Source organism: Pseudomonas sp. yb_5, from assembly GCF_043103865.1.
Lineage (GTDB): Bacteria > Pseudomonadota > Gammaproteobacteria > Pseudomonadales > Pseudomonadaceae > Aquipseudomonas > Aquipseudomonas putida_Y.
On record NZ_JBICKE010000021.1, the window covers coordinates 1 to 16,504 of the forward strand.

The 16,504-nt window shown below is 61.9% G+C and carries 18 protein-coding genes; all 18 read right to left on the bottom strand.

The genetic code is table 11. The features are described 5' to 3' along the window. Positions 1-109: 109 nt before the first annotated feature. Positions 110-901: an amidohydrolase gene (locus ACF8GF_RS02795; protein WP_021781782.1), complete on the bottom strand. Its 792-nt coding sequence runs from the start codon at positions 899-901 to the stop codon at positions 110-112. After that, a complete protein-coding gene (locus ACF8GF_RS02800) occupies positions 889-2,037 on the bottom strand; it encodes a pyridoxal phosphate-dependent aminotransferase (RefSeq protein WP_176685537.1) in 1,149 nt (382 codons plus the stop codon). The genes ACF8GF_RS02795 and ACF8GF_RS02800 overlap by 13 nt, the downstream gene beginning before the upstream one ends. Positions 2,038-2,188: 151 nt before the next feature. Beyond that, positions 2,189-3,652 (bottom strand): ribosome biogenesis GTPase Der, encoded by a 1,464-nt coding sequence (gene der, locus ACF8GF_RS02805; protein ID WP_176685536.1) that lies wholly within the window; start codon positions 3,650-3,652, stop codon positions 2,189-2,191. A gap of 113 nt (positions 3,653-3,765) precedes the next feature. Beyond that, positions 3,766-4,908 (bottom strand): outer membrane protein assembly factor BamB, encoded by a 1,143-nt coding sequence (gene bamB / locus ACF8GF_RS02810; RefSeq protein WP_021781779.1) that lies wholly within the window; start codon positions 4,906-4,908, stop codon positions 3,766-3,768. Next, the gene (locus ACF8GF_RS02815; RefSeq protein WP_176685535.1) at positions 4,909-5,550 is read right to left on the bottom strand and encodes a tetratricopeptide repeat protein; all 642 of its coding nucleotides are present in this window, start codon (positions 5,548-5,550) and stop codon (positions 4,909-4,911) included. Between the two features lie 39 nt (positions 5,551-5,589). Then, complete coding sequence (gene hisS, locus ACF8GF_RS02820; RefSeq protein ID WP_176685534.1) at positions 5,590-6,879, bottom strand: histidine--tRNA ligase; 1,290 nt, start codon at positions 6,877-6,879, stop codon at positions 5,590-5,592. A gap of 25 nt (positions 6,880-6,904) precedes the next feature. Beyond that, positions 6,905-8,014, bottom strand: a complete 1,110-nt coding sequence (ispG, locus tag ACF8GF_RS02825) for a flavodoxin-dependent (E)-4-hydroxy-3-methylbut-2-enyl-diphosphate synthase (RefSeq protein WP_021781776.1) — start codon at positions 8,012-8,014, stop codon at positions 6,905-6,907. Between the two features lie 3 nt (positions 8,015-8,017). Next, complete coding sequence (locus tag ACF8GF_RS02830; protein ID WP_176685533.1) at positions 8,018-9,022, bottom strand: RodZ domain-containing protein; 1,005 nt, start codon at positions 9,020-9,022, stop codon at positions 8,018-8,020. Then, entirely contained in the window at positions 9,019-9,777 is a 759-nt protein-coding gene (gene pilW, locus ACF8GF_RS02835) for a type IV pilus biogenesis/stability protein PilW (protein ID WP_392487624.1), read from the bottom strand. Before pilW ends, ACF8GF_RS02830 begins: the two co-directional genes overlap by 4 nt. 14 nt (positions 9,778-9,791) lie before the next feature. Continuing rightward, positions 9,792-10,937: a 23S rRNA (adenine(2503)-C(2))-methyltransferase RlmN gene (gene rlmN / locus ACF8GF_RS02840; RefSeq protein ID WP_392461357.1), complete on the bottom strand. Its 1,146-nt coding sequence runs from the start codon at positions 10,935-10,937 to the stop codon at positions 9,792-9,794. Between the two features lie 28 nt (positions 10,938-10,965). After that, positions 10,966-11,391, bottom strand: a complete 426-nt coding sequence (ndk, locus tag ACF8GF_RS02845) for a nucleoside-diphosphate kinase (RefSeq protein WP_003248526.1) — start codon at positions 11,389-11,391, stop codon at positions 10,966-10,968. Positions 11,392-11,479: 88 nt separating this feature from the next. Then, entirely contained in the window at positions 11,480-11,680 is a 201-nt protein-coding gene (gene iscX, locus ACF8GF_RS02850) for a Fe-S cluster assembly protein IscX (RefSeq protein ID WP_003248529.1), read from the bottom strand. A 10-nt stretch (positions 11,681-11,690) separates the two neighbouring features. Further along, positions 11,691-12,032, bottom strand: a complete 342-nt coding sequence (gene fdx / locus ACF8GF_RS02855) for an ISC system 2Fe-2S type ferredoxin (protein WP_021781772.1) — start codon at positions 12,030-12,032, stop codon at positions 11,691-11,693. Positions 12,033-12,035: 3 nt separating this feature from the next. Next, entirely contained in the window at positions 12,036-13,898 is a 1,863-nt protein-coding gene (gene hscA, locus ACF8GF_RS02860; protein WP_176685531.1) for a Fe-S protein assembly chaperone HscA, read from the bottom strand. 43 nt (positions 13,899-13,941) lie between these two features. Beyond that, on the bottom strand, positions 13,942-14,463 hold the full coding sequence (gene hscB, locus ACF8GF_RS02865) for a co-chaperone HscB (RefSeq protein WP_010952065.1): 522 nt from the start codon (positions 14,461-14,463) through the stop codon (positions 13,942-13,944). Positions 14,464-14,471: 8 nt separating this feature from the next. Next, the gene (gene iscA, locus ACF8GF_RS02870) at positions 14,472-14,795 is read right to left on the bottom strand and encodes an iron-sulfur cluster assembly protein IscA (RefSeq protein WP_003248536.1); all 324 of its coding nucleotides are present in this window, start codon (positions 14,793-14,795) and stop codon (positions 14,472-14,474) included. Between the two features lie 28 nt (positions 14,796-14,823). Continuing rightward, complete coding sequence (iscU, locus tag ACF8GF_RS02875) at positions 14,824-15,210, bottom strand: Fe-S cluster assembly scaffold IscU (RefSeq protein WP_003248539.1); 387 nt, start codon at positions 15,208-15,210, stop codon at positions 14,824-14,826. 46 nt (positions 15,211-15,256) lie between these two features. Then, positions 15,257-16,471 carry an IscS subfamily cysteine desulfurase gene (locus tag ACF8GF_RS02880; protein WP_003248541.1) on the bottom strand — a complete coding sequence of 405 codons (1,215 nt, stop codon included), beginning with the start codon at positions 16,469-16,471 and terminating at the stop codon, positions 15,257-15,259. Between the last annotated feature and the right edge of the window lie 33 nt (positions 16,472-16,504).

The following is a 16,504-nucleotide window of genomic DNA, read 5'->3' on the forward strand; positions in this document are numbered from 1 at the left end:
AGGAGCGGGTTTACCCGCGAATACGGTGGCGGCGGCAACGGTGAAGGGCCAGGGAGATTGGCCACCAGGCCCTTTCGCGGGCAGGCCCGCGAAGAAGCCGGCGCTGCTGTCAGTGCAGCTCGAAGGTATCGGCATCCAGGTTGGCCGGGAACTTGGCCCGGTACGCCGCCAGTTCCGACGCGCTCAGCACTGCAGTAAACACCCCGTCCGCCTCCCCGGCACTGAGCAGGCTCTCACCCTGGAAATCCAGCACCTGGCTGTCACCAGAATAAGCAAAGCCTTTACCGTCCGTGCCCACCCGGTTCACCGCCGCCACATAGCACAGGTTTTCGATGCCCCGCGCCGGCAGCAGACGGTTCCAGTGCTGGCGGCGCGCGGCCGGCCAGTTGGCGGTATACAGCAGCAGGTCAGTGTCCTGGGCGTCGCGGCTCCACACCGGGAAGCGCAGGTCGTAGCAGATCAGCGGGCGAATCCGCCAGCCCTTGACCTCGAACTGCACCTGCCGCTCGCCTGGGGTGTAATGTTTGTGCTCACCGGCCATGCGGAACAGGTGGCGTTTGTCGTAGTGCAGAATCTCGCCGTCCGGCCGTGCCCACAACAGGCGGTTGCGGTGGCTGCCATCGGCCGCCTGGATGATCACACTGCCGGTAATCACCGCATTGTGCTTCTTCGCCTGGGCTTTCAACCATTTATAGGTCGGACCGTTCTCCTGCTCGCACAGGCTTTCCGACTGCATCGAAAAGCCGGTGGTGAACATTTCCGGCAGGATCACCAGGTCCACCTCGCCCACCTGCTCCAGCAGCACCTCGAAGTGCGCGTAGTTGGCCTCGCGGTCATGCCAGGCCAGGGTGGTTTGCACCAGGGCGACTTTCAGGTTCGGCAGTGTACTCAGATCGCGCATAGTCTTTCCGCTGCCTGACGCAGCGTCTCCTCTCGTTTGGCAAAGCACAGGCGCACCAGGCGTTGCTCGGGGATGGGTTGCTGGTAGAACACCGATACCGGGATGGTCGCCACGCCGTGCTCACGCGTCAGCCACAGCGACATGTCGACGTCGTTCAGGTCCGGGCGGATTTGCGAATAGTCCACCAGTTGGAAATAAGTGCCCGTCGTGCGGGTAAAGTTGAAACGCGAGCCTCCCAGCAAACCGCAGAACAGGTCGCGCTTGGCCTGGTAAAAGGCCGGCAACTCATCAATATGCTCGGGGTGCTCGGCCATGAAATCGGCCAAGGCACACTGCAGCGGCGTCACGCCACAGAAGTTGACGTACTGGTGCACTTTGCGCAGCTCGGCGCTCAAGGCAGGCGGTGCAATCACGTACCCGGTCTTCCAGCCGGTAACGTGGTACGTCTTGCCGAACGAACTGACCACGAAGGCACGCGAGTACAACTGCTCATGGGCCAGCACGCTGGCGTGGCGTACGCCGTCGTAGACCAGGTGCTCGTACACTTCATCGCTGACCAGGTAGATATCGCGGTCGGCAATAAGCGCGGCCAGCTGGTCGAGGTCTTCGCGAGTGATCAGCGCGCCGCTGGGGTTGTGTGGCGAGTTGAGGATGACCATGCGCGTGCGCGGGCTCAAGGCATCGCTGAATTTCTGCCAGTCGATACGGAAGGTACCGTCGCTCAGCTGCACATGAACACAGCGGCCACCGGCCAGCTCCACCGACGGCTCGTAACTGTCGTAGCAGGGATCGAAGACGATCACTTCGTCACCGGCATGTACCACCGCCTGGATGGCACAGAAAATAGCCTCGGTGGCGCCGGGGGTGATAGTCACTTCCTGATCGGCATCCACCCTGGCCCCATACAGCCGCTCGACCTTGGCCGCTACCTGCTGGCGCAAGGCCGGCAGGCCGGTCATCGGCGAATACTGGTTATGCCCGGCAGCCACGTGCCGGCCCACTGCATCGAGCAGGGCCTGCGGGCCATTGAAGTCAGGAAAACCCTGGGACAGGTTGAGCGCGCCAGCCTGCACGGCGAGCTGGGACATGGTGGTGAAGATGGTCGTGCCGACATTCGGCAGTTTGCTGCGGATCATGGAGCCCTCTTTCCTGGGGTATATCCGGCACGGGGTGGAGTCCGAGCATAGCGGATCAAGCGGTCAGGAAAAAGGTTGAAACAATAGGGGGATTGCTCTGGATCAAGGGGCGTCTGTGGGGGCGACCTTGCCCGCCCCCACATGGCGCTACTTAACGTTTGTCGCGACGCTTCTTCTCGGCCTTCTTGTGGTGCGACATCAGGCGGCGCTTCTTGTTGACCTGGCGATCGGTAAGGGTGTTCTTCTTGCCCTCGTACGGGTTCTCACCCCCCTTGTACTCGATACGGATCGGCGTACCGACCAGCTTGAGCACCCGACGATAGGTGTTTTCCAGGTAACGCGAGTACGACTTGGGAATGCTGTCGGTCTGGTTGCCGTGGATCACGATCAGCGGCGGGTTGGCACCGCCGAGGTGGGCATAGCGCAGCTTGATGCGGCGACCATTGACCATCGGCGGCTGGTGCTCACTCACGGCATCTTCGAGGATTTGCGTCAGGCGGCTGGTTGGCCAACGGGTAACCGCGGACGTGAACGCAGCCTGTACCGACTTGTACAAGTTGCCCACGCCCGTGCCATGCAGCGCGGAAATGAAGTGGATGTCGGCAAAGTCGACGAAGAACAGCCGGCGCTCCAGCTCGGTCTTCACGTAGGCACGCTCACCTGGCTCCATGCCATCCCACTTGTTCAGGGCAATGACGATGGCGCGACCGGCTTCAAGGGCGAAGCCCAGCAGGTTCAGGTCATGGTCGACCACACCTTCGCGGGCATCCATGACGAAGATGACGACGTTGGCGTCCTTGATCGCCTGCAGCGTCTTCACTACCGAGAACTTCTCGACTTCCTCGTGGATCTTGCCCCGCTTGCGCACCCCGGCGGTGTCGATGAAGGTGTACTTCTCGCCATCGCGCTCGAACGGGATGTAGATACTGTCACGGGTGGTGCCTGGCTCGTCGTAGACCACCACACGCTCTTCGCCGAGCATGCGGTTGACCAGCGTCGACTTGCCAACGTTCGGGCGACCGATGATGGCGATCTTGATGCCATCCTTCTCGCTTGGGCCAGGAATGCGCACGGCTTCCTCACCTTCAGCGACGTCCTGGTCGAGGGCTTCCTCTTCGGCATCGCGCGGCAAGTGGCCGAGCACGGCTTCCATCAGGGCACTGATACCACGGCCCTGGGAGCCCGCCACCGGGATGGCGTTACCCATGCCCATTGGCGAGAATTCGGCGCGGGCAACGTCGGGGTCGATGTTGTCGATCTTGTTGGCAACCAGGATCGCCGACTTGTTCCGCTTGCGCAGGTGCTCGGCGATCATCTGGTCGGCTGCGGTCATGCCCGCACGGGCATCAACCAGGAACAGCACGTAGTCGGCTTCTTCGATGGCCATGAGCGACTGCTCGGCCATTTTCTCGTCCATGCCCACTTCGTCACCGGTGATACCACCGGTGTCGATCAGGATGAAGGAGCGACCCTGCCAGCTGGCATCACCATACTGGCGGTCACGGGTCAGGCCCGACAGGTCACCGACGATGGCATCGCGGGTCTTGGTCAGGCGGTTGAACATGGTGGATTTGCCGACGTTCGGGCGGCCCACCAGGGCAATTACGGGAACCATCGGCTCTCCACTCTCGAATTCTTGAAAATGCAAAGGCCGCTGCAAGGCAGCGGCCGGAGTACGGGCGGCGCGTACGCCGCGACTTGAAGCCGGTCAAGGCTTCAAGCATAGCTTCAGCGGATGGTCAGTGCCTCGAGCTTGCCGCTGTTGCCAAAGACATAGATGGTGTCGCCGACCACAAGCGGGCGGGCGCGCAGGCCATCGCTGTCGATGCGCTCACGGCCGACGAAACGGCCATCGACCTGGCTGAGCAAGTGCAGGTAACCTTCGAAGTCCCCTACCGCTACGTAGCTGGAGAACACTTCAGGCGCGGTCAGTTGGCGACGCGCCATCGAGTCGTTGGTCCACAGGGCACTGGAAGAACGCTCATCGATACCCTCGACCGAGCCAGAAGCCTCGCTCACATAGACGTTACCGAAGCCCTGGGCGACACCCACGTAGCTGGAGGCATCGCGCTGCCACAGCTCGCGGCCGCTTTCCAGGTCCAGGCCAGCAACGCGCCCCTGGTAAGTGCTGACGTACAAGATACCACCGGACAGCAGCAGGCCGCCGTCAATGTCGACCACACGGTCCAGCTCGGAACGGCCCTGCGGGATGGCCACGCGGCTTTCCCACACCGGCACACCATTGTTGATGTCCACCGCTACAACCTTGCCGGTAGACAGGCCGGCAACTGCCAGGCGGTTGGTGGCGATTGGCGCACCGGTGCCACGCAGCGTCAGCACGGCCGGGGAGTTCTCGTAGATCCAACGGCGGTCGCCAGTGGCGGCATCCAGGCCAATCAGGCGGTCGTCCTGGGTCTGTACCACCACCACGTCACCGTTGTTGGCAGGCGGGGCCAGCACTTCGCTGGTCACGCGCGAGCGCCAACGCTCCTCACCGGTGCTGGAGTCCAGGGCAATGACTTCACCCTTGAGGGTACCGAGCATGACCAGGCCGTAGCCCACGCCAACTGCGCCGGAAACCTTCAGCTCCAGGTCCTTCTTCCACACCACGTCACCGGTGATGCGATCAAGGGCATAGACTTCGCCGTTGACGTCGGAAGCGTAGATGCGGTCGTTCTCGATGGCCGGGACCAGGGTGTTGTAGGTTTCACCCTGGCCGTCACCGATCGAACGGCTCCACTGCTTCTTCAGCACCACTTCCTCGGTGAACTTGGTCAGCTCGGCCGGGGGCAGTTCCTTCTTGCTGTTGCTGCTGCAACCCGCGGCCAGTACGGCCAGGGTCAGCACTGCTGCATGTTTCCAACCGATCACTTACGCGTCCCCTTTAGCCAGGTCATCCAGCTTCAATTGCAAGCCACCGACCGCCGCGTCATCGGACAGCGCGGCCTTGGCTTTTTCGTAAGCGCTGTGTGCGTCGTCGGCGCGACCCAGCTGAACCAGCAGGTCACCCTTCAACTCTTCACGGCTGGCCAGAAAAGCTTTGTCGGCGTCGCCGTCGAGCAGCTTCAGGGCATCTTCGGCCTTGTTCTGGGCTGCCAGTACGCGCGCCAGACGCTGACGCGAAATCTCGCCCAGGGTGACGTCGGCCGGATTGTCCAGCACGCTTTTCAGCTCCGCTGCGGCGTCATCGAGCTTGCCGCTGTCGACCGCGACCTTGGCCACGAACAGGCTGCCGTACTGGGCGTAAGCGGTGCCGCCAAACTCGCTCTTGAGCTTGCCGGCCAGCTCCGCGACCTTGGTGGTGTCCGGCTGGCCGGTCGGTGTCAGGCTGGTTTCAATCAACGCCTGATACAACTGCGAGGCACCTTGCGACTGGTTGTTCTGGTACTTGTGCCAGGTATTCCAGCCCAACACCACCACGCCAGCCAGCAATGCGCCGGTCAGCAGCGGCTTGCCGTTGCGGCTCCACCAGTCCTTGATCCCTGCCAGGTCATCATCATCGGTACTCGACACCCCAATACTCCTTTTCGCCTATTCGCTTGTTGAACCGCGTTACGCCTGCACGATCGCGGTTTCCAGGTGCTCTGCAAGAGCATCCCAGGCAATGTTCTGTTGTTCGCCCTGGCCGCGCAGGGGCTTCAAGCCGATTTCTTGCTTGGCCAGCTCGTCGTCGCCGAGGATCAGGGCGAACAGTGCACCGCTCTTGTCGGCTTTCTTGAACTGGCTCTTGAAGCTGCCACCACCGGCGTTGACGGCCAGGCGCAGGCCCGGCAAGCGGTCGCGCAGGCCTTCGGACAGGCGCAGGCCGGCCAGCTCCGCCTGCTCGCCAAAGGCGCACAGGTACACGTCGATCTGGCGGCTGATGGACTCCGGCACTTTGCCCAGGGTTTCCAACAGCAGGATCAGGCGCTCGATGCCCATGGCGAAACCAACGCCAGTGGTCGGCTTGCCACCCATCTGTTCGACCAGGCCGTCGTAACGGCCACCCGCGCACACTGTGCCCTGGGCGCCGAGCTTGTCGGTTACCCACTCGAACACGGTCTTGCTGTAATAGTCCAGGCCACGTACCAGCTTGGTGTTGATCACGAACGGAATACCGGCGGCATCCAGGCGGGCCTTGAGGCCCTCGAAGTGCACGCGCGATTCTTCGTCCAGATAGTCTTCCAGCTTCGGCGCGCCGACCAGCACCGCCTGGGTGTTCTGGTCCTTGCTGTCGAGGATGCGCAGCGGGTTGCTCTTCAGGCGACGCTGGCTGTCTTCGTCCAACTGCTCCAGACGCGCCGAAAGGAACTCGACCAGCGCGTCACGGTAGCGTGCGCGGGCTTCACTGGTGCCCAGGCTGTTGAGCTCGAGCTTGACCGCGTCCTGGATGCCCAGCAGGCCCCACAGGCGCCAGGTCAACATGATCAGCTCGGCATCGATGTCCGGGCCGTCCAGGTTGAACACTTCCACGCCAATCTGGTGGAACTGACGGTAACGGCCCTTCTGCGGGCGCTCGTGGCGGAACATCTGGCCGATGTACCACAGCTTCTGCACCTGACCGTTGCCGGTGATGCCGTGCTCGAGCACCGCTCGCACGCAGGCAGCGGTGCCTTCAGGACGCAGGGTCAGCGAATCGCCGTTGCGGTCCTCGAAGGTGTACATCTCTTTTTCGACGATGTCGGTCACTTCACCGATCGAGCGTTTGAACAGCTCGGTGAACTCGACGATCGGCGTGCGGATCTGGCTGTACCCGTAGGTGTCCAGCAGACCGGCCACGGTGCCTTCGAAGTAGCGCCACAGCGGCGACTGTTCTGGCAGGATGTCGTTCATGCCACGAATGGCTTGCAGCGATTTGCTCACGAAAAGTCCTTACGAATTCGGTGTGTCAGCCACGGACGATCAGCGCCGCGTCGGCTTCGGCCTTTTCGGCCGCTTTCTGGCGGATGAGCTTTTCCAGCTCATCGACCAGGTTGTCATTGGTCAGTTTCTGGGCAGGCTTGCCGTCGATGTAGATCAGGTTCGGCGTGCCGCCGGTCAACCCTACATGGGCTTCCTTGGCTTCACCCGGGCCGTTGACCACGCAACCAATCACCGCCACATCCAGCGGCACCAGCAGGTCTTCCAGACGCCCTTCCAGCTCGTTCATGGTCTTGACCACATCGAAGTTCTGCCGCGAGCAGCTCGGGCAGGCGATGAAGTTGATGCCACGCGAACGCAGATGCAGCGACTTGAGGATGTCGTAGCCGACTTTCACTTCTTCGACCGGGTCGGCCGCCAGCGAGATACGGATGGTATCGCCAATACCTTCGGCCAGCAGCATACCGAGGCCGACGGCGGACTTCACCGTCCCCGAGCGCAGGCCGCCGGCTTCAGTGATGCCCAGATGCAGCGGCTGTACGATCTGTTTGGCCAACAGGCGGTAGGCTTCGACAGCCATGAACACGTCCGAGGCCTTGACGCTGACCTTGAAGTCCTGGAAATCCAGGCGGTCGAGATGCTCGACGTGACGCAGGGCCGACTCGACCAGCGCAGCCGGGGTCGGTTCGCCGTACTTCTTCTGCAGGTCTTTTTCCAGCGAACCGGCGTTGACCCCGATACGAATCGGAATGCCGCGGTCGCGGGCGGCATCGACCACGGCGCGCACACGGTCTTCACGGCCGATGTTGCCCGGGTTGATACGCAGGCAATCAACACCCAGCTCGGCAACGCGCAATGCGATCTTGTAGTCGAAATGGATGTCGGCGACCAGCGGCACGCTGACCAGTTGCTTGATCTTGCCAAAAGCTTCGGCCGCGTCCATGTCCGGCACCGAGACCCGCACGATGTCCACGCCGGCATCGACCAGACGCTGGATTTGCGCCACGGTGGCAGCGACATCGTTGGTGTCGGTGTTGGTCATGCTCTGCACCGCGATGGGCGCATCACCGCCCACCGGCACATTGCCAACCCAGATTTTGCGGGATTCGCGACGCTTGATCGGAGATTCGCCGTGCATGACTTACTGTCCCAACTTCAGGCGAGCAGTCTCGCCACTGGTGAACGGAGCAACATCGACGGCCTGGCCGTTGTAGCTGACCTGGGCGCCCCGGGCAAAGCCCAGGCGTACCGAGAAAGGCGGCTTGCCGGTCAGCTCGAGGTTGTCCCCCTTGCGCTTGATGGCGCTGAACAGCACCTTGCCGTTGCCGTCGCTGACCTGGGTCCAGCAATCGGCGGTGAACTGAATGGCGACCTTGGCACTGCCAGTCGGCACCGCGGCAGGCTCAGCGGCGGCCGGTGCAGGTGCAGCAGCGGCCTGTACCGGGGGCGTAACCGGAGCAGGCGAAGCAGCAGGTGCGGGTTGCGCAGGCGCTTGCTGTGCCGGAGCAGGCGCTGCGGCAATGGCTGGCTCCGAGCTTACCGGCGCCTGTTCAGCGGCAGCAGGCTGCTCGGCAGCGCCTTGCTCCAGCGCCAGCGGTGCACTTTCAGCTTGCTGGCCAACGGAAACGGCCTGGTCTTCAGGCTCATCGAGCGGGTGAATCTGTGTCGTGCCGTCGGCGCTTTCGACCTCGACGTGCTCCAGGGCAATCTTGGCCAGCTCCTTGCCCCGCAGGCTGCCCTGGTCCTGCCACCAGAAAAAGCCACCACCGACAACAGCCACCAGCAACAACAGGCTGACGCCGCGCAGGATGTTGTGCGACAGCCGCACAGGCTCTTCGATACGGCCCAGCGAATGCACGTCGCTGCCTTTGGCGTGGGTACCGGTGTAGCGGTCGAAGGCATCTACCAGGGCGGCCTGGTCGAGGTCCATCAACTTGGCGTAGGCACGAATGTAGCCACGAGCGAAAGTATGCCCGGGCAGCTTGTCGAAGGCGCCGGTTTCCACATGGTTCAACGAACTGACAGTGAGGTTGAGCTTGCGGGCCACCTCGGCTTGAGACCAGTCCCGTTTCTCACGGGCCAGGCGCAAAAGCTCACCGGGGTTCTGGCCAGGCGCTACTGCTACTTCGGGATGCGCGGCGTTCATCGTTGCTCCGACAGGTATTGCTGGTATTCCGGCGTACCGGGATAAAGTCGTTGTAATTGCTGGCCCAATTCGGCCAGTGCGCCCTGCTCGTCGAACACCCTGGCAAGGCGGCTGCCCAGCAGCAGGCTACGGGCGTCGTGGTCGCTCAACTGGCTGAAACGATCGTAGTAGTCCCGGGCCGGCACATAATGCCTGTTTTCGTAGAACAACTCAGCCATTTCCAGCAACGCTTTTGGTTGGTGCTGGTTGAGTTGTAACGCTTTCAACAGATACGCGTGCGCCTGATCGCGGCGTTCGAGCTTCAGGGCGGTCAGGCCCAGATTTTCGTACACGCGTGAGCGCTCAGGATACAGGGTATCGGCACTGGCCAGGCGAAACATCTGCTTGGCCTCGGCAAATCGCCCCTGAGCATAAAGGAAACTGCCGTAATTGTTGCGAATTCGCGTGTCACCGCGACTTATCAGCAAGGCCTTGCGAAAGTGTGCTTCGGCCAGCGCCGGCTCACCTTCGGCTTGAAACACTACCGCCAGTGCCGCGTGCGCGTCGACATCCTGGTCATCCAGTGCCAGGGCCTTGCCCAGCGGCGCCTTGGCCTGTTCGGTCAAACCTTGTTGCAAATAACCCAAGCCAAGCTGTACATAAGCCCGCCCCGCCTCCACTCTGCCCTGGCGGCTGGCCAAGGGGTCGCTCGCGCCGCCTGACACGCAGCCGGCCAGCAGCGAAAGCGCAAGGATCGACGCGGCGCGCAGGCTCATGGGCAAGGTACCTGTCAGTGGCTGGCGGCGCTGTCTGGCAGTTCGACGTCCGCAGAAAGCTGGCGAACAGCGATATAGCGCTCACTGCGGCGGGTACGGTCATTGACCTGACCGACCAGTTGGCCACAGGCAGCGTCGATGTCGTCGCCGCGCGTGGTACGGGTGGTGACGTTGAAGCCACCGTGGTGCAGCAGATCCTGGAAGCGACGAATGGCGTTGTTGCTTGGTCGCTCGTAGCCCGAATGCGGGAACGGGTTGAACGGGATCAGGTTGATCTTGCAGGGTACATCGCGCAACAGTTCGATCATCTGCGCGGCATGCTCGGGTTGGTCGTTGACGTCCTTGAGCAGGGTGTACTCGACGGTGAGCACGCGCTTGCCGCCCAAAGTGGACATGTAGCCCATGCACGATTCCAGCAGCATCTTCAGCGGGTACTTCTTGTTGATCGGCACCAGCTTGTTGCGCAGTTCGTCGTTCGGCGCGTGCAGCGACAGGGCCAGCGACACGTCGATGTGCTTGGCCAGTTCGTCGATCATCGGCACCACGCCCGAGGTGGACAAGGTGACACGACGCTTGGAAATGCCATAGCCAAGGTCATCCATCATGATTTTCATGGCGGCAATGACGTTGTCAAAGTTCAGCAAGGGCTCGCCCATGCCCATCATGACCACGTTGGTAATCGCGCGGTCGACTTTGGCAGGAACGGTCCCGAAGGATTTGTTGGCAAGCCACACCTGGCCGATCACTTCGGCGGCGGTAAGGTTGCTGTTGAAGCCTTGCTTGCCGGTGGAGCAGAAGCTGCAGTCCAGGGCACAGCCGGCTTGCGACGATACGCAGAGGGTGCCGCGGTCGTCGGTTGGAATATAGACGGTCTCGACGCAGCTGCCGGAGGCAACGCGGATCACCCATTTGCGGGTGCCGTCGGCGGAAATGTCTTCACTGATCACTTCCGGCGGGCGAATCTCGGCAACGGCCTCGAGCTTTTCGCGCAAGACCTTGCCTACGTTGGTCATGGCCGCAAAGTCGGACACGCCAAAATGGTGAATCCATTTCATCACCTGGCCGGCACGGAAGCGCTTCTCCCCGATAGAGTCGAAGAATTGTTCCATTTCCGGCTGGGTCAGACCCAACAGGTTGATTTTGCCAGTAGATGTCGTCATGGATTCACCCTCACCCGTAAGCTTTCGCTTAGCGAGTGGTTACCTCGGTAGCAGCGAAGAAGTAAGCGATTTCGCGAGCAGCAGCAGCTTCGGAGTCCGAACCGTGAACGGCGTTGGCGTCGATCGACTCGGCGAAGTCAGCACGGATGGTGCCGGCAGCAGCTTCTTTAGGGTTGGTAGCGCCCATCAGCTCACGGTTCTTGGCGATGGCGTTCTCGCCTTCCAGAACCTGGACAACGACGGGACCGGAAGTCATGAAGGCAACCAGGTCACCGAAGAAGCCGCGCTCGCTGTGCTCAGCGTAGAAGCCTTCGGCTTCGGCTTTGGACAGTTGCTTCATTTTCGAGGCAACGATTTTCAGGCCGGCTTCTTCGAAGCGAGTGGTGATCTTGCCGATGACGTTTTTGGCAACAGCGTCAGGCTTGATGATGGAGAAAGTACGTTGAACAGCCATGGAAAACTCCAGAATATGAGTGTTACGAAAAATTAAACCCGCGAATTATACGCGGGTTCCGGGGGATTGCCTAACCTGCAAGTGACGCTTAGTCGGCTTCGTCGATCCAGGCGGCCTGGATTGCCTCGAGCACTTTCTCACCGCCGCGTGACGGATCGTCGCTGAACTCTGGCAATGCCAGCACCCAGCGGTGCAGGTCCACGAAATTCACATAACGAGGATCGACCTCAGGCTTGCTTTCTGCAAGCTGGATTGCGATCTCAAGTACATCAACCCATTTCAGACTCATGTACAGACCCTCAGTGCGGTGCTTCGGCAGCGTGGTTGAGCGAATACTTGGGGATCTCGATGGTCAGGTCTTCGTCAGCGACGACCACCTGACAGCCAAGGCGCGATTGCGCTTCCAGGCCCCAGGCCTTGTCCAGCATGTCCTCTTCCAACTCGTCAGCCTCTTCGAGCGAATCGAAGCCCTTGCGCACGATGCAGTGGCAAGTGGTGCAGGCCTTGACGCCGCCGCAGGCACTTTCCATCTCGATGTGATGGTCGTGGGCCAGCTCCAGGATGTTGGTCCCGGGCTCGACCTCCACGGTCAGCCCCTCGGGGCAGAACTTCTCATGCGGCAGGAATGTCACCAGCGGCATCGATTACTCCTCGATCTCATTCAGGTTGCGCCCGGCCAGTGCGGCTTTGACCGTCGAATCAAGGCGACGGGCGGCAAATGCATCGGTCACCTGCGACAAACGCTTGGTCTGTTGCTCGATGGCTGCGCCATCGGTGCCGGCCAGCAAATCACGTAGTTCTTGCATCTGGAATTCGATGGCGTCGCGCTCGTCACTGCTGAGCAGGCGATCGCCGTCGGCGTCCAGGGCGCCCTGCACCGCTTCGAGCAGCCGCTCGCCATCCACCTGATGCTCACGCAACTGACGGGCGTGCTTGTCGGAACCGGCGTGTTCGAAGGAGTCCTTGAGCATGCGGGCGATTTCGCCGTCGGTCAGGCCGTAGGACGGCTTGACCTGAATGCTGGCTTCCACGCCCGAACCCAGCTCGCGGGCAGCGACGCTGAGCAGGCCATCGGCATCCACCTGGAAGGTGACGCGGATTTTCGCAGCACCGGCAACCATGGCCGGGATGCCGCGCAGTTCGAAGCGGGCCAGCGAACGGCAGTCACTGATCAGCTCGCGCTCGCCCTGCAGCACGTGAATCATCATGGCCGACTGGCCATCTTTGTACGTGGTGAACTCCTGAGCGCGGGCCACCGGAATGGTGGTGTTGCGCGGAATCACCTTCTCCATCAGCCCGCCCATGGTTTCAAGACCAAGCGACAGCGGGATGACATCGAGCAGCAGCAGCTCGCCACCTTCACGGCGGTTGCCGGCCAGGGTGTCGGCCTGGATGGCGGCACCAATGGCCACCACCTGGTCCGGGTCGATCGAGGTCAGCGGGGTGCGCCCGAACAGCGCGCCCACGGCCTCACGCACACGCGGCACGCGGGTCGAACCACCGACCATGACCACGGCGCTGACTTCTTCCAGTTCAACGCCACTGTCGCGCACGGCACGGCGGCAGGCCTTCAGGCTACGGGCAACCAGTGGCTCGATCATGGCTTCGAAGGCGCTACGGGTCAGCTCTCCGTGCCAGGCACCATGGCTGACGCTGACCACGTCAGCGTCGGTCAGGGCTTCCTTGGCGGCGCAGGCGGTTTGCAGCAGCGCGCGCTGGGTAGCCGGGTCCAGATCGGTCGACAGGCCAGCCTGCTCGATGATCCAGCCGGCAATCGCATGGTCGAAGTCGTCACCACCCAGGGCGGTATCACCGCCGGTGGCCAGCACTTCGAATACGCCAGCGGTCAGGCGCAGGATGGAAATATCGAAAGTACCGCCGCCCAGATCATAGATGGCCACCACGCCTTCGGCGTTCTGGTCCAGGCCATAGGCTACGGCGGCCGCAGTCGGCTCGTTGAGCAGGCGCAGCACGTTCAGGCCGGCCAGACGCGCTGCGTCTTTGGTAGCCTGACGCTGGGCATCATCGAAATAGGCCGGCACGGTGATCACCGCGCCTACCAGCTCGCCACCCAGGGTGGCCTCGGCACGTTCGCGCAACACCTTCAGGATGTCGGCAGACACTTCCACAGGGCTTTTCGGCCCCTGCACGGTGTCGATGAACGGCATGTGCGATTCACCACCCACAAAGCGGTATGGCAGTTGCTCACCCAGCTGCTTGACGTCGGCCAGGCCGCGCCCCATCAGGCGCTTGACCGACAGCACGGTGTTCAACGGGTCGCTGGAGGCGGCATCACGCGCGGCCTGCCCCACTTCGTTGCGCCCTTCGAGGTAGCGCACCGCGGACGGCAGAATGACGTTACCCTGCGCATCGGGCAGGGGCTCGCTACGGCCGCTGCGCAGCGCAGCGACCATTGAGTTGGTGGTGCCCAGGTCGATCCCAACCGCCAGACGGCGCTGGTGCGGCTGAGGGCTTTGACCGGGTTCGGCAATCTGCAGTAGGGCCATGCTTATCTGAATACCTTAGGTGCCATCACGGGCAGCACCGGGGTTAATCGTCGAGGCGCTCTTCCAGTTGGCGCACTTCTTGGGCGAGCTTGTCGAGGAACTGCATGCGGCGCATCAGGCGTTCAGCCTTGTCGCGCTCGCCCGGGGCATCCCAGCAGCCGGCAAAGTCCTCATTCAGCGTGTCCTGGGCGGCCTTCAGGCGCTTCTTGAACACGCCGACACCGTCAAGGTCGGCTTCATCCTGCAGTTCTTCGAGCTCTTCACGCCACTGCATCTGCTGCAGCAGGAAGTCAGGGTCGTGGACCGTGACTTCCTGGGGCACTTCGTGGCCGCTGATGGCCAGCAGATAGCGCGCGCGACGCGGCGCACTGCGCAGCGTCTGGTAAGCGTCGTTGAGGGCCGCGGATTTTTCCAGCGCTATACGCTGCTCACGCTCGGAGGCGTCGGCAAAGCGGTCAGGATGGACTTCGCGGGCCAGCTCGCGATAGCGAGTGGCCAGCTTGTCGAGATCCAGACGGAAGCTTGGCTGGAGGTCAAACAATGCGTAATGACAAGGAGTACCCACAGCCAGCCTCAAACGTTGAAGCTTTCGCCGCAGCCACACTCACCGCGCACGTTGGGGTTGTTGAACTTGAAGCCTTCGTTCAACCCTTCCTTGACGAAATCCAGCTCGGTGCCATCGAGGTAGACCAGGCTCTTGGGATCGATGATCACCTTGACGCCATGGTTCTCGAACACCTGGTCTTCGTCCGCCAGTTCGTCGACGAATTCCAGCACGTAGGCCAGACCCGAGCAACCGGTGGTGCGCACGCCCAGGCGAATGCCCTCACCTTTGCCGCGCCCGTCGAGGGAGCGGCGAATGTGGTTGGCGGCGGCTTCTGTCATGCTGATAGCCATCAGAACTCCTTACCTTGCAACAGGCGACTTAGATCAAGCCTTTCTTCTGCTTGTAGTCGCGTACGGCTGCCTTGATGGCATCCTCGGCGAGTACCGAGCAGTGGATCTTGACCGGCGGCAACGCCAGTTCTTCGGCCAGTTGGGTGTTCTTGATGGTTTCGGCCTCGTCCAGGGTCTTGCCCTTCATCCACTCGGTGGCGAGGGAGCTGGAGGCGATGGCCGAACCGCAGCCGTAGGTCTTGAACTTGGCGTCTTCGATAACGCCCTGCTCGTTGACCTTGATCTGCAGGCGCATCACGTCACCGCAGGCCGGGGCGCCGACCATGCCGGTGCCGACATCCGGGTCTTCGGCATTCATCTTGCCGACGTTGCGCGGGTTTTCGTAGTGGTCGATGACCTTTTCACTGTATGCCATGGTGCAATTCCTTCCTCATCAGGGAGCCGCTCTTGCCGGCGACTGCTTAGTGGGCGGCCCACTCGATCTTGGAGATGTCAACGCCGTCTTTGTACATATCCCACAGCGGCGACAGTTCACGCAATTTGTTGACAGCCTCGCAGACTTTCTGCGCGGCGTAGTCGACTTCTTCTTCGGTGGTGAAACGGCCGAAGGAGAAGCGGATCGAGCTGTGCGCCAGCTCGTCGTTGCGGCCCAGAGCACGCAGTACGTAGGACGGCTCGAGCGACGCGGAGGTACAGGCCGAACCGGACGATACAGCGATGTCTTTCAGCGACATCAGCAGCGATTCGCCTTCGACGTAGTTGAAGCTCAGGTTCAGGTTGTGCGGTACACGTGCAGTCTGGCTGCCATTGACGTACAGCTCTTCAAGGTTCGAGACCTGCTTGAAGAAGCGGTCGCTAAGGGCCTTGATGCGTGCGTTTTCTGCAACCATTTCCTGCTTGGCAATGGCGAAGGCTTCGCCCATGCCGACGATCTGGTGGGTCGGCAAGGTGCCCGAACGCATGCCGCGCTCATGACCGCCGCCGTGAATGATGGCTTCCAGGCGTACACGCGGCTTGCGGCTGACGTACAGTGCGCCGATGCCTTTCGGGCCATAGACCTTGTGCGCCGAGAACGACATCAGGTCGACCTTCAGCTTTTGCAGGTCGATTTCGACCTTGCCGGCCGACTGGGCGGCGTCGACATGGAACAGCACGCCGCGCGAACGGGTCAGTTCACCGATGGCGGCAATGTCGTTGATCGAGCCGACTTCGTTGTTCACATGCATCAGCGAGACCAGGATGGTGTCGTCGCGCAGCACCGCCTCTACCATGGCCGGGGTGACGATACCGTCTTCGCCCGGTTCCAGGTAGGTGACCTCAAAACCTTCACGCTCCAGCTGGCGAGCGGTATCCAGGACCGCCTTGTGCTCGATCTTGGAGGTAATGATGTGCTTGCCCTTGGTCTGATAGAAGTGCGCGACACCTTTGAGTGCGAGGTTGTCGGACTCGGTGGCACCGCTGGTCCAGACGATTTCGCGCGGATCGGCATTGATCAGCTCGGCAACCTGGCGGCGACCGTTTTCCACCGCTTCCTCGGCTTTCCAGCCAAAGACGTGGGAGCGCGAGGCCGGGTTACCGAAGTTTCCGTCGACCAGCAAGCAATCGGCCATCTTCTGGGCCACGCGTGGGTCGACCGGAGTGGTCGCAGAGTAATCGAGGTAGATCGGCAACTTCATTTGTCTCTCCTATCAGGCGGTGGCGTCGCTCGT